Annotated in this window: 19 protein-coding genes; 15 read left to right on the top strand and 4 right to left on the bottom strand. The window is 73.1% G+C overall.

The genetic code is table 11. The annotated features are described in order from the left end of the window. Positions 1–2: 2 nt before the first annotated feature. The 11 genes from ACZ470_RS08145 to ACZ470_RS08195 all read left to right on the top strand — a co-directional run bounded on the left by ACZ470_RS08145 (position 3) and on the right by ACZ470_RS08195 (position 14,289). Positions 3–752: a GntR family transcriptional regulator gene (locus ACZ470_RS08145; protein ID WP_468426283.1), complete on the top strand. Its 750-nt coding sequence runs from the start codon at positions 3–5 to the stop codon at positions 750–752. 171 nt (positions 753–923) lie between these two features. Continuing rightward, complete coding sequence (locus ACZ470_RS08150) at positions 924–1,928, top strand: sugar ABC transporter substrate-binding protein (protein ID WP_468425519.1); 1,005 nt, start codon at positions 924–926, stop codon at positions 1,926–1,928. Continuing rightward, positions 1,925–2,968 carry an ABC transporter permease gene (locus ACZ470_RS08155; protein WP_468425521.1) on the top strand — a complete coding sequence of 348 codons (1,044 nt, stop codon included), beginning with the start codon at positions 1,925–1,927 and terminating at the stop codon, positions 2,966–2,968. The genes ACZ470_RS08150 and ACZ470_RS08155 overlap by 4 nt, the downstream gene beginning before the upstream one ends. Next, complete coding sequence (locus ACZ470_RS08160) at positions 2,965–3,759, top strand: ATP-binding cassette domain-containing protein (protein WP_468425523.1); 795 nt, start codon at positions 2,965–2,967, stop codon at positions 3,757–3,759. The genes ACZ470_RS08155 and ACZ470_RS08160 overlap by 4 nt, the downstream gene beginning before the upstream one ends. A gap of 140 nt (positions 3,760–3,899) precedes the next feature. After that, on the top strand, positions 3,900–5,048 hold the full coding sequence (locus tag ACZ470_RS08165) for an ROK family glucokinase (RefSeq protein WP_468425525.1): 1,149 nt from the start codon (positions 3,900–3,902) through the stop codon (positions 5,046–5,048). Next, positions 5,045–5,623 carry a sugar kinase gene (locus ACZ470_RS08170; RefSeq protein ID WP_468425527.1) on the top strand — a complete coding sequence of 193 codons (579 nt, stop codon included), beginning with the start codon at positions 5,045–5,047 and terminating at the stop codon, positions 5,621–5,623. The genes ACZ470_RS08165 and ACZ470_RS08170 overlap by 4 nt, the downstream gene beginning before the upstream one ends. Before the next feature lie 98 nt (positions 5,624–5,721). Further along, on the top strand, positions 5,722–8,625 hold the full coding sequence (locus ACZ470_RS08175; protein ID WP_468425529.1) for a DEAD/DEAH box helicase: 2,904 nt from the start codon (positions 5,722–5,724) through the stop codon (positions 8,623–8,625). Next, complete coding sequence (locus tag ACZ470_RS08180; protein WP_468425531.1) at positions 8,622–10,694, top strand: SWIM zinc finger family protein; 2,073 nt, start codon at positions 8,622–8,624, stop codon at positions 10,692–10,694. Before ACZ470_RS08175 ends, ACZ470_RS08180 begins: the two co-directional genes overlap by 4 nt. 131 nt (positions 10,695–10,825) lie before the next feature. Then, complete coding sequence (locus ACZ470_RS08185) at positions 10,826–12,076, top strand: hypothetical protein (RefSeq protein WP_468425533.1); 1,251 nt, start codon at positions 10,826–10,828, stop codon at positions 12,074–12,076. A gap of 76 nt (positions 12,077–12,152) precedes the next feature. Beyond that, positions 12,153–13,631: a sensor histidine kinase gene (locus ACZ470_RS08190; RefSeq protein ID WP_468425535.1), complete on the top strand. Its 1,479-nt coding sequence runs from the start codon at positions 12,153–12,155 to the stop codon at positions 13,629–13,631. Between the two features lie 4 nt (positions 13,632–13,635). Continuing rightward, positions 13,636–14,289, top strand: a complete 654-nt coding sequence (locus tag ACZ470_RS08195) for a response regulator transcription factor (RefSeq protein WP_468425537.1) — start codon at positions 13,636–13,638, stop codon at positions 14,287–14,289. Positions 14,290–14,297: 8 nt separating this feature from the next. On the opposite strand, the gene ACZ470_RS08200 is transcribed toward ACZ470_RS08195, so the two are convergent. From ACZ470_RS08200 to ACZ470_RS08215, 4 genes are all read right to left on the bottom strand, one after another. Continuing rightward, the gene (locus ACZ470_RS08200) at positions 14,298–14,873 is read right to left on the bottom strand and encodes a rhodanese-like domain-containing protein (RefSeq protein ID WP_468425539.1); all 576 of its coding nucleotides are present in this window, start codon (positions 14,871–14,873) and stop codon (positions 14,298–14,300) included. A gap of 137 nt (positions 14,874–15,010) precedes the next feature. After that, entirely contained in the window at positions 15,011–15,754 is a 744-nt protein-coding gene (locus tag ACZ470_RS08205; protein WP_468425541.1) for a sulfite exporter TauE/SafE family protein, read from the bottom strand. A gap of 59 nt (positions 15,755–15,813) precedes the next feature. After that, positions 15,814–17,178, bottom strand: coding sequence for an MBL fold metallo-hydrolase (locus ACZ470_RS08210; protein WP_468425543.1), 1,365 nt, complete (start codon positions 17,176–17,178; stop codon positions 15,814–15,816). Positions 17,179–17,300: 122 nt separating this feature from the next. Then, positions 17,301–17,930 (bottom strand): isochorismatase family protein, encoded by a 630-nt coding sequence (locus ACZ470_RS08215; protein WP_468425545.1) that lies wholly within the window; start codon positions 17,928–17,930, stop codon positions 17,301–17,303. A 119-nt stretch (positions 17,931–18,049) separates the two neighbouring features. Between ACZ470_RS08215 and ACZ470_RS08220 the strand changes: the two genes are divergently transcribed. From ACZ470_RS08220 to dgoD, 4 genes are all read left to right on the top strand, one after another. After that, positions 18,050–19,054, top strand: coding sequence for a GlxA family transcriptional regulator (locus ACZ470_RS08220; protein ID WP_468425547.1), 1,005 nt, complete (start codon positions 18,050–18,052; stop codon positions 19,052–19,054). A gap of 140 nt (positions 19,055–19,194) precedes the next feature. Further along, positions 19,195–20,316: an amidinotransferase gene (locus ACZ470_RS08225; RefSeq protein WP_468425549.1), complete on the top strand. Its 1,122-nt coding sequence runs from the start codon at positions 19,195–19,197 to the stop codon at positions 20,314–20,316. Between the two features lie 112 nt (positions 20,317–20,428). After that, positions 20,429–21,205 (top strand): SDR family NAD(P)-dependent oxidoreductase, encoded by a 777-nt coding sequence (locus ACZ470_RS08230; protein WP_468425551.1) that lies wholly within the window; start codon positions 20,429–20,431, stop codon positions 21,203–21,205. A gap of 58 nt (positions 21,206–21,263) precedes the next feature. Beyond that, the gene (gene dgoD / locus ACZ470_RS08235; protein WP_468425553.1) at positions 21,264–22,409 is read left to right on the top strand and encodes a galactonate dehydratase; all 1,146 of its coding nucleotides are present in this window, start codon (positions 21,264–21,266) and stop codon (positions 22,407–22,409) included. Positions 22,410–22,423 lie beyond the last annotated feature (14 nt).

Raw genomic sequence — 22,423 nt, forward strand, 5'->3', positions numbered from 1 at the left:
AAGTGGACCCGACCGTACAGCTGGAGCTGAGCGTGGACCGCGGCTCCCCCGTGCCGTTGTACTTCCAGCTGTCCCAGCAGTTGGAGTCCGCCATCGAGCACGGCGTGCTCACCCCCGGCACCCTGCTGGGCAACGAGATCGAGCTCGCCGCGCGGCTCGGTCTGTCCCGGCCGACCGTCCGCCAGGCCATCCAGTCCCTCGTGGACAAGGGCCTGCTCGTACGCCGTCGCGGGGTCGGCACCCAGGTGGTGCACAGCCAGGTCAAACGCCCCCTGGAGCTCAGCAGCCTCTACGACGACCTGGAGGCGGCCGGTCAGCGCCCCACCACGAAGGTGCTGGTCAACACGGTCGTGCCGGCGTCCGCCGAGGTCGCGTCCGCGCTCGGGGTGGCCGAGGACAGTGAGGTGCACCGGATCGAGCGGCTGCGGCTCACCCACGGGGAACCGATGGCGTACCTCTGCAACTGTCTGCCGCCCGGACTGCTCGACCTGGACACCGGGCAGCTCGAGGCGACCGGCCTGTACCGGCTGATGCGGGCCGCCGGGATCACCCTGCACAGCGCCCGCCAGACCATCGGCGCCCGCGCGGCCACCGCCGCCGAGGCCGAGCGCCTCGGCGAGCCGGCCGGCGCCCCGCTGCTCACCATGCAGCGCGTGACCTTCGACGACACCGGCCGTGCGGTGGAGTTCGGCACGCACACCTACCGGCCGTCCCGCTATTCGTTCGAGTTCCAGCTGCTTGTGCGGTCCTGACAATCCGGGGCGGCGTACGTCACACCTCGTCGGAATGTCCGGACAATGTGACCGGCTGCCGGTCCCCGCGCGGGGGCGCCCGATGCGCGTGTTCCAGAATGGGGCGTTTGGGGCCGGTGCGGTCATCGGCCCCTTGTGTACGCAAGAGCACAGCAAGAAGGGCACGTCCTCGTGGCACGGTTTTCGACCTGGGTGGGCATGGCGGTGGCGGGGGCGTTGAGTCTCACGCTCGCCGGATGCAGCGATACCGGCGGCAAACGGGCGGAGGACGCCCGCGCGGCCGCCGCGGCCCAGGGACGGGCGGCGGTGAACACACCGCGCTGGACCTTCGCGATGATCACCCACGCGGGGGACGGCGACACCTTCTGGGACATCGTCCAGAGCGGCGCGAAGCAGGCCGCGGTGAAGGACAACGTCCGCTTCCTCTACACGCACGACGACGAGGCCCAGCAGCAGGCGCAGCTCGTGGACGCGGCCGTCGACAAGAAGGTCGACGGCATCATCGTCACCCTCGCCAAACCGGACGCCATGAAGGCGTCCCTCGCCCGCGCCCGCGAGGCGGGCATCCCGGTGGTCACCGTGAACAGCGGCTCGGCCGAGTCGAAGGAGTTCGGCGCGCTGAGCCACATCGGGCAGGACGAGACGATCGCCGGTGAGGCCGTCGGCGAGGAGCTGAACGAGCGGGGCCGGAAGAAGGCCCTGTGCGTCCTGCACGAGCAGGGCAACGTCGGTCACGAGCAGCGCTGCGACGGAGTGGAGCGGACCTTCGACGGCACGGTGGTCCGCCTCCACGTCAACGGCACCAGCATGCCGGACGTGCAGTCGGCGATCGAGGCCCGGCTCCAGTCCGACACCGCCGTGGACGCCGTCGTCACGCTGGGCGCCCCCTACGCCGACACCGCGGTGAAGGCCCGCGACGGCGCCGGCAGCGACGCCGAGATCGACACCTTCGACCTCAACGCCAAGGTCGCGGCCGGTCTGAAGGACGGCAGCCTCGGCTTCGCCGTCGACCAGCAGCCCTACCTCCAGGGCTACGAGGCGGTCGACCTGCTGTGGCTGTACCGGTACAACGCCGACGTCCTGGGCGGCGGCCGGCCCGTGCTCACCGGTCCGCAGATCGTCACCAAGGACGACGCCGGCGCGCTCGAGGAGTACACGCAGCGGGGCACCCGATGAGCGCGACGACTCCCGACGTTCCCGATGAAAGGTTTCTGCGTACGTCGGCCCCGGTCCAGCGGCTGCTGAGCCGCCCCGAGCTGGGCTCCGTCGTCGGCGCGATCGCCGTCTTCTTCTGCTTCGCCCTCGTCGCCGACGGCTTCCTGGGCGCCGCCGGCCTCGGCACCGTCCTCTACGCGTCCTCCACCATCGGCATCATGGCCGTCCCGGTGGCGCTGCTGATGATCGGCGGGGAGTTCGACCTGTCGGCCGGCGTCCTGGTCACCTCGTCGGCGCTGGTGTCGTCGATGTTCAGCTACCAGATGACCGCCAACGTCTGGGTCGGCGTCGGCGTCTCCCTGCTGGTCACCCTCGCCGTCGGCGCCTTCAACGGCTTCATGCTGGCCCGCACCCGGCTGCCGAGCTTCATCATCACGCTCGGCACCTTCCTGATGCTGACCGGCATGAACCTCGGCTTCACCAAGCTGATCAGCGGCACTGTCTCCACGAAGACCATCGCCGACATGGAGGGCTTCACGAGCGCGCGGGCCCTGTTCGCCTCGACTCTCACCGTCGGCGGCACGCACCTCAAGGTCACCGTCCTGTGGTGGCTCGCCCTGGTCGCCCTCGGCAGCTGGATCCTCCTGCGCACCCGCGCCGGCAACTGGATCTTCGCCGTCGGCGGCAACGAACAGGCCGCCCGCGCGGTGGGCGTCCCCGTGGCCCGGACCAAGACCGCGCTCTACATGGGCGTCGCCCTCGGCGCCTGGATCTGCGGCCAGCACCTGCTCTTCTCCTACGACGTCGTCCAGTCCGGCGAGGGCGTCGGCAACGAGCTGATCTACATCATCGCGGCCGTCATCGGCGGCTGTCTGATCACCGGCGGCCACGGCAGCGCCGTCGGCTCGGCGGTCGGCGCGCTGCTCTTCGGCATGACCAGCAAGGGCATCGTCTTCGCCGAGTGGAACCCCGACTGGTTCAAGTTCTTCCTCGGAGCGATGCTGCTCCTCGCCACCCTGCTCAACACCTGGGTACGCCGCCGCGCGGAGGCCTCGACATGACACGGACCGACCACCGCACGCCCCTCGTGGAGCTGTCCGGCATCAGCAAGCGCTACGGCAACGTCCGCGCCCTCGAAGGCGTGTCGCTGGAGGTGCACGCGGGCGGGATCACCTGCGTACTGGGCGACAACGGCGCCGGCAAGTCCACCCTGATCAAGATCATCGCGGGGTTGCACCAGCACGACGGCGGCACGCTCGCCCTCGACGGCGAGGAGACCCGCCTGTCCTCGCCGCGCGAGGCACTGGACCGGGGCATCGCGACCGTCCACCAGGACCTGGCCGTCGTCCCGCTCATGCCGGTCTGGCGGAACTTCTTCCTCGGCTCCGAGCCGCGCAAGGGCATCGGCCCCTTCAAGCGCATGGACGTCGACCACATGCGCCGCACCACCCGCGCGGAACTCCTTCGCATGGGCATCGACCTGCGCGACGTCGACCAGCCGATCGGCACCCTCTCCGGCGGCGAACGCCAGTGCGTGGCGATCGCCCGCGCGGTGCACTTCGGCGCGAAGGTCCTCGTCCTGGACGAGCCGACGGCGGCACTGGGCGTCAAGCAGTCGGGCGTGGTCCTGAAATATGTGGCCGCGGCACGCGACCAGGGCCTGGGAGTCGTCTTCATCACCCACAACCCCCACCACGCCTACCTGGTGGGCGACAGCTTCGTCCTACTGAAGCGCGGCACGATGGCGGGCAACCACCTACGGGGCGAGATCACCCTGGACGAGCTCACGAGCCAGATGGCCGGCGGCGACGAACTGGACGATCTACGCCACGAACTGCAACGCGCCCTTTAGGGGCGCGGGGCTGTGTAGATCTGCGGCTCCGCCGCGCGGGCGCGATCAACCACAACGCACCCGCACCCGGCCATGATCCACACCACCCCCCACCTGCCCCGCACCACAATCCGCGCACCGGTGCGGCAGAATCGCACACGATGAGCACCTACCGCGACTTCACCGCCCCCATCGGCTCCCGCCGCGCCCCGGTCCTGAGAACCGTCGGCACCCGGGAGCGCCGCTCCCACCTGACGGCACCCCGTGTCCCGACGGTGGGCATCGACATCGGCGGCACCAAGGTGATGGCGGGCGTCGTCGACGCCGACGGCAACATCCTGGAGCGGCTGCGCACGGAGACCCCGGACAAGTCCAAGAGCCCCAAGGTCGTCGAGGACACCATCGTCGAACTGGTGCTGGACCTGTCCGACCGGCACGACGTGCACGCGGTCGGCATCGGCGCGGCCGGCTGGGTCGACGCCGACCGCAACCGCGTGCTGTTCGCCCCCCACCTGTCCTGGCGCAACGAGCCGCTGCGCGACCGTCTCGCGGGCCGCCTCGCCGTCCCGGTCCTGGTGGACAACGACGCCAACGCCGCCGCCTGGGCCGAGTGGCGGTTCGGCGCCGGACGCGGCGAGGACCACCTGGTCATGATCACGCTCGGTACCGGGATCGGCGGCGCCATCCTGGAGGACGGGCAGGTCAAGCGGGGCAAGTACGGCGTCGCCGGCGAGTTCGGCCATATGCAGGTCGTCCCCGGCGGCCACCGCTGCCCCTGCGGCAACCGGGGCTGCTGGGAGCAGTACAGCTCCGGCAACGCGCTGGTCCGCGAGGCGCGCGAGCTGGCCGCCGCCGACTCGCCCGTCGCCTACGGGATCATCGAGCACGTCAAGGGGAACATCGCCGACATCAGCGGCCCGATGATCACCGAGCTGGCCCGCGAGGGCGACGCCATGTGCATCGAACTCCTCCAGGACATCGGCCAGTGGCTCGGCGTCGGCATCGCCAACCTCGCCGCCGCGCTGGACCCCTCCTGCTTCGTCATCGGCGGCGGTGTCTCCGCCGCCGACGACCTGCTGATCGGCCCCGCGCGGGACGCCTTCAAGCGGCAGCTCACCGGCCGCGGCTACCGCCCCGAGGCCACCATCGTCCGCGCCCAGCTCGGTCCCGAGGCCGGCATGGTCGGCGCCGCCGACCTCGCCCGGCTGGTCGCCCGCCGCTTCCGCCGCGCCAAGCGCCGCCGCGTCGAGCGCTACGAACGCTACGAGCGGTACGCGGAGGCCCGCCGCACCACCCAGGAGTCGCTGTGACCGGCGAGTTTCCCCAGCAGCCCGCCCTCCCGGGCGCACCCCGCCCGCCCGAGGACCGGCGGCACATGATCCGCCGCAGGGCACTCACCCTGCTGATCATCGTGCTGCTCATCGGTGTCCCGGCCGGCTATCTGGTGATCTCCGCGAACCAGAGCCGGGCCAGCGGCAAGGACAAGGAGGCGAAGTACTCCGCGACCGGCCTGACCGAGGGCTGGCCGTCGAAGGTCCAGCGCCGCCTCTACCAGGTGCCCGTACCGCACCCCGCGTGGTGGGTGGCCTCGTACGAGACCAACAACTGGAAGACCAGCCGCCTGTACGTCGAGTTCGAGACGACCGACGCGGGCCTGAGCGCCTTCCTCACCAGCCTGGGCGTTCAGGCGAACGACCTGGAGCCCGGCGACATCACCATCGGCGAGCGCGACCGGGACATCACCGGCTGGAAGTTCTACGGCCCCGGCACCTGGTCCGGCCTCGTGCACGAGCAGAAGAAACCGGCGCCCACCCACGACGTCGTCGTCAACCACCACAAGCCGGGCTATCCGAGGGTGTACGTGGTCTCCCGCACCGTGCCCTGATCCGGCACCGCGCACCGGCCGCCGGGGCCGATTGTCAGAGCCCGCCCGTAGAGTCGAAGACGACTGATCCGACACGCGGGCGGGAGGTGGCAGAACGTATGAGCGAGCGGACCGTGACGGCCGAGCGGGACCCGGCCGCGCCCGGCGGCACGGACGGGACGGACGTCCCCGTCCGGCTCCCGGCCGTCTTCCTCTCCGCACCCCTCCCGCGCGACGGACGGATCGCCTTCTACGACCCCGACGGCGAGGCGATTCCCGGACCACCCGCCGAAGGGCCCGACACCACCGGATCCGCGCGGCGCACGGACCTCACCGTCGTCCGCCCGCACGGCACGGGAGTGCGGCGGCACACGACCCCCGCCCTCTCCCTGCCCGTCGACGAGGCACTGCCGCTGCTGGTCCGCGCCCGGCACGACCCCGCGGCCCACCCCGCCACCGCCTGCTGGGGCGCCGCCGCCCTGCACGCCCTGCGGCTCACCGCCCGCGGCCGGCTGCTGCCCGGCCTGACCGCCACCGGCCACGACGCCTGGCGCGCCGGCCCGCTCGAACCGGACGACGTGGCACACCTGCGCGCGGTGGCCGCCGCCCTCCCCCACGAGGGCCACGCCGTCCCCCTGCCCGGCCCCGGCCCCCTCCGGCTGCCCCGGCCGGAGGCGCTGGTGCGCGCCTTCCTGGACGCGGTCGCCGACACCCTGCCCCGCACCCCGGCCGCGCCCTACGCCTCCGGGCTCCCGTTCGCCGCGCGGCAGGCGCAGCGCCTGCCCGACGCCCACGACTGGGCCGCCGAGGTCGCCGCCGGAATGGACGCCGGCGTGCGTGTCTCGCTCCGCCTCGACCTGTCCGCGTACGACCTCTTCGACGCCGGGGAGGGAGCGGGCGGCGAGGGACGCGACACTCGCGGCGCGGGCGCGGCGATCGTGCAGGTGCACAGCCTCGCCGACCCGACCCTGGTGGCCGACGCCGCCGCCCTGTGGGCGGGCGAGGCGGACTCCGCCTTCGGCCCCCGGGCGCGCGTGGACGCCGCCCTCGCCGTGCGCCGCGCCGCCCGCGTCTGGCCGCCCCTGGACCGGCTCTCCGACCAGGACGTGCCGGATGTACTGGCCCTGTCCGAGGACGAGCTGAGCGACCTGCTGGGGGTGGCGGCCACCCGGCTCGCCGCCGCCGGGGTCGCCGTGCACTGGCCCCGGGACCTCGCCCAGGATCTGACCGCCACGGCGGTGGTCCGCCCGGCCCCCGGTTCGGCGACCGACGGCAGCGGATTCTTCGAGAGCGAGGACCTGCTGCGGTTCGGCTGGCAGCTCGCCCTCGCCGGCGACCCGCTCACCGAGGCGGAGATGGACGCCCTGGCCGAGGCCCACCGTCCCGTCGTACGGCTGCGCGACCAGTGGGTGCTGGTCGACCCCGCCCTCGTCCGCAAGGCCCGCAAACGGGACCTGGGACTGCTCGACCCGGTCGACGCGCTGTCCGTCGCCCTCACCGGCCACGCCGAGGTCGACGGCGAGACGGTCGAGGCGGTGCCGACCGGCGCCCTCGCCGCCCTCCGCGACCGCCTGACCGCCGGCGTACGGCCCGCCGAGGCGCCGCCCGGCCTCCACGCCACCCTGCGCGACTACCAGCTCCGGGGCCTGGCCTGGCTGGACCTCATGACCTCCCTCGGCCTCGGCGGCTGCCTCGCCGACGACATGGGCCTCGGCAAGACCGTCACCCTCATCGCGCTCCATCTGAAGCGGGCCCGCACCGAGCCGACCCTGGTGGTCTGCCCCGCCTCGCTGCTCGGCAACTGGCAGCGGGAGATCACCCGGTTCGCGCCCGGCGTCCCCGTGCGCCGCTACCACGGCCCCGACCGCACCCTGGACGACCTGGACGGCGGCTTCGTCCTCACCACCTACGGCACCATGCGCTCCACCGCCCCCGAACTCGCCGCGCGGAGCTGGGGCATGGTCGTCGCCGACGAGGCACAGCACGTCAAGAACCCCCACTCCGCGACGGCGAAGGCCCTGCGCACGATCCCGGCCCCCGCGCGGGTGGCGCTCACCGGCACCCCGGTGGAGAACAACCTCTCCGAACTGTGGGCCCTCCTCGACTGGACGACCCCGGGACTCCTCGGCCCGCTGAAGTCCTTCCGCGCCCGGCACGCCCGCGCGGTGGAGACCGGCGAGGACGAGGAGGCGGTCGAGCGCCTCGCCCGCCTGGTCCGCCCCTTCCTGCTGCGGCGCAAGAAGTCCGACCCCGGCATCGTCCCCGAACTGCCGCCCAAGACCGAGACGGACCACCCCGTACCGCTCACCCGCGAACAGGCCGCGCTGTACGAGGCGGTGGTCCGCGAGTCGATGCACGCCATCGAGAGCGCGCAGGGCATGGGTCGGCGCGGACTGGTGCTGAAACTGCTGACCTCGCTGAAGCAGATCTGCGACCACCCGGCGCTGTTTCTGAAGGAGGAGCGGGCACGGGCCGGGGACGACCGGCTCGCCGCCCGGTCCGGCAAACTCGCCCTGCTGGACGAGCTGTTGGACACCCTCCTCGCCGAGGACGGTTCGGCCCTCGTCTTCACGCAGTACGTCGGGATGGCCCGCCTGATCACCGCCCATCTCACCGAGCGGGCGGTCCCGGTCGACCTCCTCCACGGCGGTACGCCGGTGCCGGAGCGGGAGCGCATGGTGGACCGCTTCCAGAGCGGATCGACCCCGGTCCTGGTGCTCTCCCTCAAGGCCGCCGGCACCGGTCTGAACCTCACCCGCGCCGGCCATGTCGTCCACTTCGACCGCTGGTGGAACCCGGCCGTCGAGGAGCAGGCCACCGACCGCGCCTACCGCATCGGCCAGACCCAGCCCGTCCAGGTCCACCGCCTGGTCACCGAGGGCACGGTCGAGGACCGTATCGCCGAGATGCTGGAGTCCAAGCGTGCCCTCGCCGACGCGATCCTCGGCTCCGGCGAGTCGGCCCTCACGGAACTGTCCGACCGCGACCTGTCCGACCTGGTGTCCCTGCGGAGGCCGGCATGACCCCCCGCCCCTCCGACGAGGCCCGCGAGGCCCTGCGCGCGGCCCGCGCACGGGCGGCCCGCGAGCCGACGGGCGGCACGGACACACCCGATCACCGGCCCGCTCCGGAACAGCCGCCCGCCCCCGCCCCGACCGACGCACAGCCCGACCGCCCCGGCCGGTCCGCCCGGCCCGGGGACCCGGAATCCCGCCCCGGTGACGTGGCCCGTGAGGCGCTGCGCCGGGCCGTACTGGCCCGGCGCGGGACCGCGACACCCGCCGACACCGACGCCGCCGACCCGGACCGGGCGGACACGGACGCACCGGAGCACCCCGCCGCGGACGACGCCGGATCAGGCGACGAGCCGCCCGTCGACGAGCCGCCGTCCGGCGACCGGTCGTCCGAGGAGACGGCGACCCCGCCCGGGGGCGCCGCGGGGGACCGCGCCGCCCGGCGCCCCGGGGACATCGCACGGGAGGCGCTGCGCTCCGCCCGCGAGGAGGCGCTGCGCGAGCGCCCTGCGCGCGACGACCGCGCGACCCGCGCCGAACCCCGGGAACGGCGCGCACCGACACCCCGCGTTCCACGCACCACGCGCGGCGACCGTGTGGCCGACGCACGCGCCCGCGAGGTACGCGCGTCGCTCGCGGACGCCTTCGGCATGCCCACCTCGGTCTCCGGACCGGACCCCGACTCCCGTTCCCACGGCGGGACTTCGGCGCCCGTCGCCTCAACAGGCGCCGGACCCCTGCCCCCCGACACGCCGCGAGGCACACCGCCCGAACCCGCCACCCCCCGCCCGCACTCGACCCCCCGCTCCATGGCCGCCCCCGCCCGCGACGGCGATCTGCGCCGCACCTTCCCGGCGCTCCCGCCCCGGGCCCCGGACAGCGAGGGCTTCGCCGAGACCTGGTGGGGTGAGGCGTGGGTCACCGCGTTGGAGGAGGGCGCGCTGGACGCGGCCCGGCTCGCACGCGGACGCGGGTACGCCGAACAGGGACATGTCGACGCCATCACCGTCACACCCGGGCTCGTGCTCGCCTACGTGCAGGGCAGCCGCCCGCGCCCGTACCGGGTGCAGGTGCGGCTGCGGACGTTCGACGACGCCGACTGGGAGCGGTTCCTGGACGCCGCCGCCGACCGCCCCGGCCACATCGCGGCCCTGCTGGACAAGGAGATGCCCCAGTCCCTCGCCGACTGCGGGGTCCCGCTGCTGCCCGGCCCCGGCGACCTCACCCCCCGGTGCAGCTGCCCCGATTCCGGTCACCCCTGCAAGCACGCCGCGGCCCTCTGCTACCAGACGGCCCGACTGCTCGACGCCGACCCGTTCGTGCTGCTCCTGCTGCGCGGACGCGGTGAGCGGGAGGTGATCGACGCGCTGTCCCGGCTCAGCGCCGCCCGCGCGGCCCGCGCCGCCCAGAAGAGGGAACCGGAGCCCCTTCCCGGCCTGCGGGCGACCGAGGCCCTCGCCCGACGCGACCGCGAACTCCCGCCGCTCCCCGCCCCGTTGCCCCCGCCGGCGCACCCCGAGCAGCCGCCCGTGTACCCCGCGTCCCCCGGCGGGCCGGACCCGTTCGCCCTGGACCAGCTGGCCACCGACGCCGCCGCCCGCGCACACGCCCTGCTCACCACCGGCCGCGACCCGGTCGGCGGGCTCACCCTCTGGCAGGACGCGGTGCGGCTCGCCGCCGCCCGCCCCGGTTCCGGCCTGACCGCGGCGACACGCGCGCTGTACTCCTCCCTCGCCCGAGCCGCCGACCGCACCCCCGCCGACCTGGCACGCGCCGTCGCCGCCTGGCGTCAGGGCGGCCGGGCGGGCCTCGCCGTCCTCGAGGAGCCCTGGGACCCGCCGGCCGGCCGTTTCGACCGCGCCCGCCCGCTGCTCCTCGCCGCCGACCTGCCCGCCTTCCGCCCCTGGCGCAACCGCCTCACCCACCCCCGGGGCCATGTCCAGCTCCGCCTCGGCCGCGACCACCTGTGGTACGCCTACGAGTCAGAGCCGGGCCACGACGACTGGTGGCCCCGAGGCACCCCCGACCCGGACCCCGTCGGCGCGCTGACCGGTCTGGACTCACCCGGCAGTCTCTGAACCGGCCCGCTCCCGCGCGGAGTTGCCGGCACAGCCGATCGGACCGGGAGTGTGGCCGGTCGGCCGAAGCGGCACCGCGCCGGGTTCGCCTAGCGTCATGCGGACCAGGTGACCACGCTTTGGGAGGAACGTTGACGGGCCGACGAGACACCACCGACACCCACACCGACGGCACGGCCGTGGCCGGGACGACCACGGAGTTCGAACCGGATGTCATGGAACTGCTCGTGGCGACGGTGCGCCGCGCGGTCCGCCTCGAATTGCCGCAGGCGGGGACGGACACCCTGCTCGGGGAACTCGTGATGGGGGACACGGACGCCGGTGCGGCGATCGCCCCGGGGATGCGGAAGGCCGGTTCGCTCGGCGGCCTGATCTCCGGCCACGCGGGCCGGGGTTGGGTGAGCGACGACGAGCCGCACCAGACGCCGGCCGGCGACGGCGCCGACGAGCGGGCCGGCCGGGAAGCCGACGAGTGGGAGGTCGAGGCCGCCTGGCGCGAGGCCGGCTGGCGCTTCCGCCTCGGCTCCCGCCGAGCCGCCCCGGACGGCGGCACGGCGCTTCCCGGGACGACGGGGGCGCTGCGCGCCTGCCTGCTGCACGCGGTCGCGGCGGCCCGCGCCGAGGGCACGGTCTCCGTGCGCTGCCGGCATGTGGCCCGTGCCCTGCTGGAGCTGCCGGACACCAGGGCGAGGGAAGCGCTGTTGCTGGAGCGGCTGGACACGGCCGCGGCGGCGACCGCCCTCGCCGCCCTGGACACGGCAGCCCCGGACGAGACGGAGGGACCGGAATCCCGTGGCGTCACCCTGCTGCGAAGGGCCGGGACGATCGGCCGGAGCGGCAACCCCCTGAGCCGCGCCCTGACGTCATGGACCTCCGGCAGCACCGTGAACGGCTCACCGGTGCTGTTCGCGGTGTCCGTCGAAGCCGGGCGGCAGGCGGTGCGGTGCGGGCGGGCCACGGTGGAGCCGGTCGACCTGCTGCTGGGGACGCTGGCCCTGGACCGGGCCCTGACCGTGGCCGGCCGTTCCCTTCCCGACAGCCTCGCCGCCGCCAACGCCGCCCCCGCCCTGCTGCACCGCCACGGCGCACGGCAGGTCTCCCTGGTCGCGTCGGCCGCGCAGACCCCGCCCGCCGCCGTCCCCGGAGGCGACGGTGTGCGGCAGTCCGCCGCCGCCGACCGGGCCATGGCGGTGGCGCGGCTGTCCGCCGCCGAGCACGGATCACCCACCGTCGGCACGGTCCACCTGCTCTCCGCGCTGCTCGACGGGCCCGCCGCCGACGCGGACGGCGGGGCGGACGGCACGGTCGTACGGCTGCTCACCGACCGCCGGGTGGACGTGGCCGCGCTGCGGGCGGAACTGAGCCACCGGCTGGGCGCGTGACCCCCGGGGCCTGCCGTGCGGCGGAGACCGCCACGGCTACCGTTGCTCCGGGGAGATCCAGGGTGGCGGGACAGGGATGACGATGCATCAGGTGCACGAGGACACACAGCCGTCGGGCCGGACCGGCCGGCCGGTCCCCGGGCCGGCCCACATGGCGCGCCAGGTGCGCCGTGAGGCGGCCGCGATCCGGGCCGAGGTGCGGAACACCGCGCGCCCTACGGTCGTCCTCGAGGCACTCCTCTGCCTCCTCGCCGCGGCGTTCGGCCTCACACCGCTGCTCCTGGCGCCCCCGAACCACCTGACGTGGGCGGTACTGGAGGCGTTGTGGGCCGCGCTGCTCGTCCCCGCCCGGCGCGGCCGGCCGGTCGCCGCCGTCCTGGGGTCCGCGCCGCTGGTCGTGGGTCTCAACGTGTGGACGATGGCGGTGGCACCGCTGGTCGTGCTGTCCGCCACCCGCCGCATCGCACCGCAGCGCCGGGTATGGCAACTGGCCGGGATCGTCTGCGCCGTCGTCGGGGTCCTGACCGTCGCCGCCGCCCCGGTACGGTCCGGGGACCTGCCGACGGAACTGGCCGGGAACGCCGTCTCCGCGGTGCTGCTCGTGCTCCTTCCCGCCCTGGCCGGTGCCCTGTTGGGACGGCGGCGGCCCCTGGTCAGCCTGCTGCGGGAACGCAACGCCTATCTGGAACAGACCCGCGCCCTGACCGCCGCGGCGGCCCGGATGGAGGAACGGAACCGGATCGCGGGGGAGATGCACGATCTCCTGGGCCACCGGCTGAGCCTGATCTCGGTGCACGCCGGAGCGCTCGAACTCGCCGCCGGACGGCAGGCCCCCGCCCTCGTCGGACAGGCCGAACTGCTGCGCACCACCGCCGGCTCGGCGATGGAGGAACTGCGCGAGATCCTCGGCGTGCTGCGCCACGGCGACCTGACGGACCCGGGGGAGAGGACCGGCGACGAGAAGGGAACACGGGAGGACATCGCCGCCCTGGTCGAGGAGTCGCGGCGAACGGGCAGCACCGTGGCGCTGGACTGGTCCGTTCCCGGCACGGCCGAGGTGGGGATCCGTACGCGTCAGGCGATCCACCGCGTGGTCCGCGAAGGGCTGACGAACGTGCTGAAGCACGCGTCCGGCGCCGCCACGGAGGTGACGGTGAGGGCCACGGACCACGGCATCGCGGTGTCCGTCGTCAACGACCCGCCGCGCGTGGCGCGCCGCTCCCACGGCGGGAACCACAGCGGTCTGGCCGGCTGCCAGGAGCGGATCACCCTGCTCGGCGGCACCTTCGAGGCGGGCGCCCTGCCGAACGGCGGTTTCCGCATGGCCGCCTGGCTGCCCTCCCAGGCGCACCCCCACCCCGAATCCGCCGAACCACCCCGGGACACGGCCCCCTTCCGCACCGGCACCGAGGGACAGCGCGGGGCGCGTGCCCCGCTGCCGGACGAGATCCTGACCTGGCCCCGCATCCTCGGGTCGGGGTGCCTGGCCCTGCTCGTCGTCCTGCCGACGGTCGCCTTCCTCGTCGTACTGCTGGCCGGTGCGGTCGTAGGATGAGCGGGTGATCCGAGTCCTGGTCGCCGACGACGAAACGCTGATGCGCGCCGGAATCCGGCTCATCCTGGAGAACGCCGAGGACATCGAGGTGGTCGCCGAGGCGGGCGACGGCCGGGAGGCCGCCGAGGCCTGCCGCACCCACTCCGTCGACGTCGCCCTGGTCGACATCCAGATGCCGGTCCGGGACGGCATCGCCGCCGCCGAGGACATCGCCCGGCTGTCGCCCCGCACCTGCGTCGTGATGCTGACGGCGTTCGGCGAGGAAGCGAGCGTGACCCGCGCCCTGCGCGCCGGGGCGAGCGGGTTCCTCCTCAAGGACACCGGACCCGCCGACCTGATCCACGCCGTGCGGCTCGCCGCGAAGGGCGAACCGGTCCTGGCACCCCGGATCACCCGCCAACTCCTGGACCGGCACGTGCAGTCCGGCCGGCACACCGAGGCCGCCCTGCACAGGACCAGGGAACTGACCCCCGTCGAACGGGACGTCCTGCGCCTGCTCGGCGGGGGTCTGTCCAACGCGGAGATCGCCGATCAGCTGTATCTGAGCGCCGGCACGGTCAAGGCGCACATCAGCCGGATCCTCACCCGCACCGGCTGCGCCAACCGCGTACAGGCCGCCGTACTGGCCCACGACGCGGGCCTCCTCACCGACCGCTGAAGGCGCCACTAGCGATTGCGCAGTGCCGCCAGGGTGCTGTCGATGTCGGCGGTGCGGGGGCGGTTGTGGGGGAGTTTGGCGAGTATGGCGGCCATGCCGCAGGTGTTGGTGAGGGCGGAGAAGACCAGGCCGCCCGCGATGCCGGCGGAGACGAGCTGGAAGGCGGGGTGGACGACGAGGCCGAGCAGCAGGCCGAGCAGCACGAGCACTCCCGCGGTGAGCCTCACCTGCCGCTCCATGCCCCAGGTGGCACGCGAGGCGCCTTGGGGGCGGTGCAGTTCGTGGCCGCCGGCCGCCCAGGCGCCGGTGCCTCCCGACAGGGTGGCGGCGGTGACGCCGTTCTCCGCGAGGATCCCGCAGGCCTTCTCGGAGCGGGCGCCCGACGCGCACACGACCAGGATGTCACCGCGGCCGGCGGCATGCCGGATGTCGGGCAGGGCGCGCTGGATCCGGTCGAGGGGGATGTTGAGTGCGCCGGGGAGGTGACCGCCGGCGTATTCGCCGGGGGTGCGCACGTCGATGACGGTCAGTTCGTGCAGGCGGGTGCGTGCCTCGTCGGTGGTGAGGGCGGTGGGCGTGGTCATGGCAGAGGTCATCCTTGTGTGTGCGACGGTGCCCCCGGCGGGGGACCGTACTGTCGTGCGGAGTTGGAGCGGAGCTTGATCCGGCGGGAGCCCCCGGTGCGGTGCGGGCCGGGACACACAGCCCGCGGGCCTCTCGATCAGACGATCATGTCGACGAGCATGAAGGCGGCCACCGCCAGCAGGACACCCGCGAAGATCTTCTGAAGGGTGGTGCCGGAGATCTTCGCCGCGAGCCGTTTGCCGTCCCGGGCACCGAGGATCGCGGCTCCGGTGAAAGGCCCGATGACCTCCCAGTGGAGCCCGCCACCGGTGCCGGTGCGAGCGGCGAGCGCGGCGAGCGAGTTCACCGTGACGACGAGCAGGCCGGTGCCGACCGCCTGCCGCATCCGCAGCCCCAGGACACCCACGAGGGCGGGCACGGCCAGGAAGCCCCCGCCGACCCCCAAGAGGCCCGTTACGGTGCCCAGTCCGGCACCGGCGCCGGCCGCCCTGCCGGGACGGATCCGGTCCGGCGGCCGGGCCGCGGACGGACGCAGCATGCGCAGGGCCGCCAGAGCGGCGACGACCGCGAACGCCGCCGTCAGCAGCGCCCCGGGCAGGCGCCCGGCGACGGCCCCGGCGAGGAAGGCGGGGACGATGCCCGCCGCGGCGAACAGCGTCCCCGTCCGCCAGGCCACGTTCCCGTCGCCGGTGTGGGCGTACAGGGCGGTGGCGGAGGTGGCGGTGACGATGATCAGGCCGGCCGTGGTGGCCGCCGCCGGGGTGAATCCGAGCAGGTAGATCAGTGCGGGTACGGCGAGGACGCTGCCGCCACCGCCGAGGGCGCCAAGGGCCAGACCGACGACGGCCCCGGCGATCAGAGCGAGAACGAGTACGGTCACGTTGCGGCGGCCCACGCGTTCCGACGGAAGAGGAACATCACACGCTTCCTTTCTTGCGATCAGCCGGAGACCAGGGGCAGCCCGGCATCCGCCGCCGCGTCGAAGCCGTCGTCGACGGCGACCACGTCACGGCCGACGGCATCCAGCAGGGAGGCGGCGATCGCCGCGCGCATCCCGCCGGCGCAGTGCACCCATACCGTCCCGTCCGGCACCTCGCCGGTGCGGCCGGGCAGTTCGTGGACCGGGATGTGGACCGAGCCGTCGATGTGTCCGCCCGCACGCTCCGAGTCCCGCCGCACGTCCAGGACGACCACGCTCTCGCCGCGCTCGCGGACGCCGGCGAGGTCGGCGAAGCGTGCGCGCGGGAAGGACGCGAGCCGCTCGCCGGCGCGGACCCAGCCGGCCGGGTCGCCGGTGGCCGCGGCGGCCGGGCGGTCGATGCCCACCCTGGCCAGCTCTCGCTGCGCGTCACTGATCCGCTCCGGGGTGTCGGCGAGCAGGGTGACGGGCTTGCCCCACGGGATCAGCCAGGCCAGGTAGGTGGCGAGCTTCCCCTCACCCTCGAAGTTGAACGACCCGGCCACGTGCCCCTCGGCGAAGGCCACGCGGCTGCGCAGGTCCACCACCCACTCGCCCGCGGCCAGGCGGGAGGCGATCTCCTCGGCGTCCGCGCGCCGGGCCGGGGTGAGGTCGACCGGCGCGGGACCCGCGGCGTTGGCCGGAGCCATGTGCGCGTAGTACGCGGGCACGTCGTCCAGGCCCGCGAGCGTCCTGGCGACGAAGGTGTCCACGTCCAGGGTCAGCGCGTCGTTGGTCTCGCGCTCCCGGCCGATCGTGGTCGCGTCCCCTTCGGCCTGCGCGGAGGAGCAGAAGCTGCCGAAGCCGTGGGTGGGGAGCACCGGCACCTCGTCGGCCAGTTCGTCGGCCAGGCGGTGGGCGGAGGCGTGCTGGGCCCGGGCCAACTGCTCGGTCAGCCGCGGTTCGACCAGGTCGGGGCGGCCCACGGTGCCGATCAGCAGCGACCCACCGGTGAACGCCGCCACGCCGCGCCCGTCCTCTTCCAGGACGTAGGAGGTGTGGTGCGGGGTGTGCCCGGGAGTGGCGATCGCGCGCAGCACCAGCCCCCCGTCCACCGTCACGGTGTCGCCGTCGCCGACCGGCGTGTGGGCGAAGGACACCTGCGCACCGGCCGGCACCAGGTAGGCGGCTCCGGTCACCCGGGCGAGCTCCAGGCCGCCGGTGACGTAGTCGTTGTGCACATGGGTCTCCACCACATGGGAGATCCGCACCCCGCGCCGGGCCGCCGCGGCGATGACCTGGTCGATGTCGCGCGGCGGGTCGACGACCACCGCGGCACCGGGCCCGCCGGCCAGGTAGCTCCGGTTGCCCAGGCCCTCGAATTCCATGGTGTCGACGAAGAACACGATCCACGACTCCTCTCTGATGAGATGTACCCCCGGGGGTATCTGATGTCCACACTAACATCTATACCCCCGGGGGTATTTCTCAGGGAGTCGCTCCCGCCTCTGCGGAGGGTGGTGCGGCGTCAGTGAGCGGCTCGGCCCTGCGTGGCCGAGGTGACGAGATCGCTCTTGGCGAGTCGCTCTTCGCCGGTCACGGCCGATGCCCACGTGTCGGTGGTGGTGACCGCGGCCCAGTTCGAGTGCAGCAGCGTCATCAGGGTCTCGTGGACCTGGCGTGCGGAGGCGGTCCCGGCCTCGTTGGCGAGGTGGACGGCGCCGGTCGCGTCGGAGAGGACCTCGATCGCGAAACCGAGCGGTTCGGCCGCGGCGGCGGTGGACAGGACGCAGTTGTTCGTCATGTGGCCGACCAGGGTCAGGGTGTCGATCCGGTTCTCCCGGAACCATTCGGCGAGGCCCGTCGCGGCGAAGATGTCGGAGAAGTTCTTGACCACTCGCTTGGTCGTGGACCCGATGCGGCGTTCCACCTCGGGGTGGTTCTCCCAGCCGGCCGAGCCGGCCGCGAAGACCGGGGCCCCGTCGGGGAACCGGTGCTGGACGGCGACGACGGGCAGGTCCGCCCGCGCGGCGACGTCCAGGGCGCGCAGGATGTTCGCCAGCGATTCGTCGCGGGGCGGGTACTGGATGCTCAGCGGTCCGTCGAAGTACTCCTGCTGCACGTCGATGAGGACAAGGGCGCGGCGTGGGGCGGTCAACGTTCTCTCCTGTTTCCGGTGGATACGGCGCGGAGGGCGCCGTGGACCCCATGCTCACGGGACCGCGGGCGCTACAGTGAGTGGCAGAAAAGCAGATAATCGATGAGATCAGGACAGGCATGCGCATCGCCATTCACGCCTTCGACGGGATCACCGCGTTCCACCTCGCCGCGCCCCTGCTCGTCTTCGGCGAGGTGGCCCGCCAGGGACTGGCCACGGGGTGGACCACCACGGTGTGGAGCGCGGACGCGCGCCCGGTCCGTACCTCGGAGGGAATCCTGATCGACGACCTCGCCGGACCGGCCGCGGCGGAATCGGCCGACCTGCTCGTCTTCCCCTCCTGGCCCGCCGACTTCCCGGAACCGGACGGCGGGATCGCCGCCCTGATCCGGGACACGCACGCTCGCGGAGTGGGGATCGTCGGGCTCTGTCTCGGCGCGTTCCCCGTGGCGGGCAGCGGTGTGCTCGACGGGCGCGCCGTTGCCACCCACTGGGCCGCGGCGGCAGAGCTGGCCGAACGCTACCCGGCCGTGGACGTACGCGCGGACGCGCTCTATCTGGACCATGGCGACGTGCTCACTTCGGCGGGTACGGCCTCCGGGCTCGACGCCTGCCTGCACATCGTCCGCGAGCGGCTGGGATCGGCGGCTGCCGCGACCGTCGCGCGTCATCTCGTCATCGCGCCCCACCGGGAGGGCGACCAGGCCCAGTACATCGACCGGCCCGTCCCCGACGACGCCGCGGGGCCCGTCGGCGACACGATCACCTGGGCCCTGGCCAACCTCGATCAGCGATTGTCCGTCACCGAACTCGCCGCCCACGCGCACATGAGCACCCGCAACTTCTCCCGCCGCTTCCACGAGACGACCGGCATGAGCCCGGCCAAGTGGATCCTCACCCGCCGACTCGACGAAGCGCGCAGGCTGCTGGAGACGACCACCTGGAGCATCACCCGCATCGCCGCGGCGTGCGGCTTCGCCAGCGCCGTGACCTTCCGCCAGAACTTCACCGCGCACTACGCGACCACACCGACGTCCTACCGCCACCGCTTCACCAACCACACCGGAACGACAGCCCCCGCCCCGGAACCCTCCTTCACGCCGAGCGGGGGAGCACCGGCATAGCCACATCCCGGCCACGTACGGGCCCGGGCGGTGCCGCCGGATGGCGCGACCGCAGGCGTCGGGAATCGCTAGTGGACGGATACGACAGCCACATCCACCGCCGCTGAATAGAAAGCCTTGACAGGGAACTTCGTTCCCTTATGTCATCATCTTCGACCATGGCTGAGCCTGCTACGGAGCCTCTCGTTTCGCCGGTCAATTCGCACAACGAATGGGATCCACTCGAGGAGGTCGTCGTCGGGCGCCTCGATGGCGCGACGATCCCCTCGGACCATCCGGTCGTGTCCTGCAACGTCCCGCGGTGGACGGGGCGACTCCAGGGGCTCGCCGCCGGTCTCAAGTACCCGCGCATGCTGATCGAGCCGGCGCGGCACGAGCTCGATCAGTTCGTGGTCCTCCTCGAGTCCCTCGGTATCACGGTCAGACGCCCGGACGCGGTCGATCACGGGCGACGCTTCGGTACACCCGACTGGCAGTCACGCGGCTTCTGCAACACGTGTCCGCGCGACTGCCTGCTCGTGATCGGTGACGAAATCATCGAGACCCCGATGGCCTGGCCGTGCCGATATTTCGAGACCCACTCCTATCGGTCGCTCCTCAAGGACTATTTCCGGCGCGGCGCACGCTGGACGGCGGCTCCGAAGCCACAGCTCACCGACGAGCTGTTCGAGGCGGACTTCTCCCCACCGGCGGTCGACGAGCCCGTGCGCCACATCCTCACCGAGTTCGAGCCGGTGTTCGACGCGGCGGATTTCGTGCGCGCGGGACGCGACCTGTTCGTCACGCGGAGCAATGTCACCAACGGGATGGGCATCGAGTGGCTGCGCCGCCATCTCGGACCCGGCTATCGCATTCACGAGATCGAGAGCCGCTGCCGTACGCCCATGCACATCGACACGACCTTCCTCCCGCTCGCGCCCGGCAGGGCACTGGTCAATCCCGAGTACGTCGACGTCGACCGACTGCCCGACGTCCTGGGTTCCTGGGACATCCTGATCGCCCCGGAACCCGACCCGATCGGCGAGCGGCTGCTCAAGCTCACGTCGATGTGCGGCAAGTGGCTCAGCATGAACGTGCTCGTGATCGACGACAAACGGGTGATCGCGGAGCGACACCACACCGCCATGCTGCGAGCCCTGGAGGGCTGGGGCTTCGAACCGATCCCGTGCGACCTGCTGCACTACGCGCCGTTCGGAGGCTCGTTCCACTGTGCGACGCTCGACGTCCGGCGTCGCGGCACCCTTGAGTCGTACACGCACTGATCGGCCTTCGCGCGGCATCGGTGGGCGCTCGGCCTCTCACCTCTTGGCTTGCATCGATAATTAATATTTAATGTCCTCATCGTTGTCTGCCTCAGTCACAGGAGTCGCCTCCATGCTTCCCGCACGGGTAACCCTCTCGGAACGCCTCGGCGGCCGGTGCGCGCTCGTCACCGGGGCCGCGTCGGGCATCGGGGCCGCCACGGCCCGCCGCCTCGCCGCCGAGGGTGCCCGCGTGGTCCTCGCCGACATCGATGCCGAGGCCGGAGAGGCGGTGGCCGCCGGCATCCGCGAGGACGGCGGAGAGGCGCTGTTCCAGTACTGCGATGTCGCCGACGAGTCCTCCTGGAATGGGACGGTCCACGCGGCCCGTCACGCGTTCGGCCCGATCCGGGCTCTGGTGAGCAACGCCTACGCGGTCCGGGTCGCGGCGGCCCACGAGACCAGCGCCGAGCAGTGGAACCGGCAACTCGCCGTGACCTTGAGCGGATCGTTCCTCGGTGTGCGGGCCTGCCTCGACGACCTGCGGGCCACGGACGGAAGCGTCGTGCTGGTGTCCTCGGTGCACGCCCTGGTGGGCCTGCCCGGACGGCCCGCCTACGCGGCCGCCAAGGCCGGCCTGACGGGACTGGCCCGGCAGTTGGCCGTCGAGTACGGCGGACAGGTGCGTGTGAACAGTGTGCTGCCCGGCCCTGTTCTGACCCGGGCATGGGACGCCGTCAGCGAGGAGGACCGGCGGGCCAGTGCCGCCGAGACCGCGACGGGCCGCCTGGGCCGACCCGAGGAGGTCGCCGCCGCCGTCGCCTTCCTCGTCAGCGACGACGCGTCCTTCGTGACGGGGGCGTCCCTCGTCGTGGACGGTGGATGGAGCGTGCTGAAGAACTCCTCGTGACTCGTGAGCGGCCCGCGTCCCCCTCCTCCCTCAGTTCCCTGCCTTGGAGCCATGTCCCTTGAAGATCACCCGGGTTGAGACCTTCGCCGTACCGCCCCGCTGGCTGTTCTGCCGCATCGAGACCGACGACGGTGTGGTGGGCTGGGGCGAGCCGGTGGTGGAAGGCAGGGCCGCCACCGTCCGCACGGCCGTGCACGAGCTCGCCGAGTACCTCGTCGGCCAGGACCCGATGCGCATCGAGGACCACTGGCAGGTCATGACCAAGGGCACCTTCTACCGGGGTGGCCCGATCCTGTCGAGCGCCGTCGCCGGCCTCGACCAGGCCCTGTGGGACATCGCGGGAAAGATGCTCGGCGTGCCGGTCCATGTGCTGCTGGGCGGCCCCGTGCGCGACCGTGTACGCGCCTACAGCTGGGTGGGCGGCGACGAACCCGGCGAGATCGCCGAAGCCGTCCAGGCCCAGGTCGAGGCCGGGTTCACGGCGGTGAAGATGAACGCCGCCGGGCGGATCGCGAAGATGGCCACCGCCGCGGAAGTCCACGCCGTGGTCGAACGGGCCCGCACCGCCCGCGAGGTACTGGGGCCCGACCGGGACTTCGCGCTCGACTTCCATGGCCGGTTCACCACCGCGAACGCCCGCCGTGTACTGCCCGAACTCGCCCCGCTGCACCCGCTGTTCGTCGAGGAACCCGTCCTGCCGGAGTACGCTCACCGACTGCACGACGTCGTGGCGACCTCGTCCGTGCCCATCGCCACCGGAGAGCGGCTCTTCTCCCGCACCGACGCCCTGCCCGCACTACAGGCCGGCATCGCCGTGCTCCAGCCCGACCTCTCGCACGCGGGCGGCATCTCCGAGGTGCGGCGCATGGCGTCGCTGGCGGAGACCTTCGACGTGCTGCTGGCCCCGCACTGCCCGCTGGGTCCGATCTCCCTCGCCTCCAGCCTGCAAGTCGCCTTCAGCACACCGAACTTCCTCATCCAGGAACAGAGCATCGGCATCCACTACAACGCGGGTGCCGAAGTCCTCGACTATCTGGTAGACCCCGCGGTCTTCCGGTTCGACCGGGGCCACATCAACCGGCCGCTCGGCCCGGGCCTGGGCATCGAGGTCGACGAGCAGGCCGTACGCCGCGCGAACGACAACGCCCCGGACTGGCGCGGCCCCCTGTGGCGCCACGCCGACGGCTCGTTCGCCGAATGGTGACCCCGCCCCCGCCG

This window comes from Streptomyces sp. NPDC031111 (assembly GCF_055570675.1).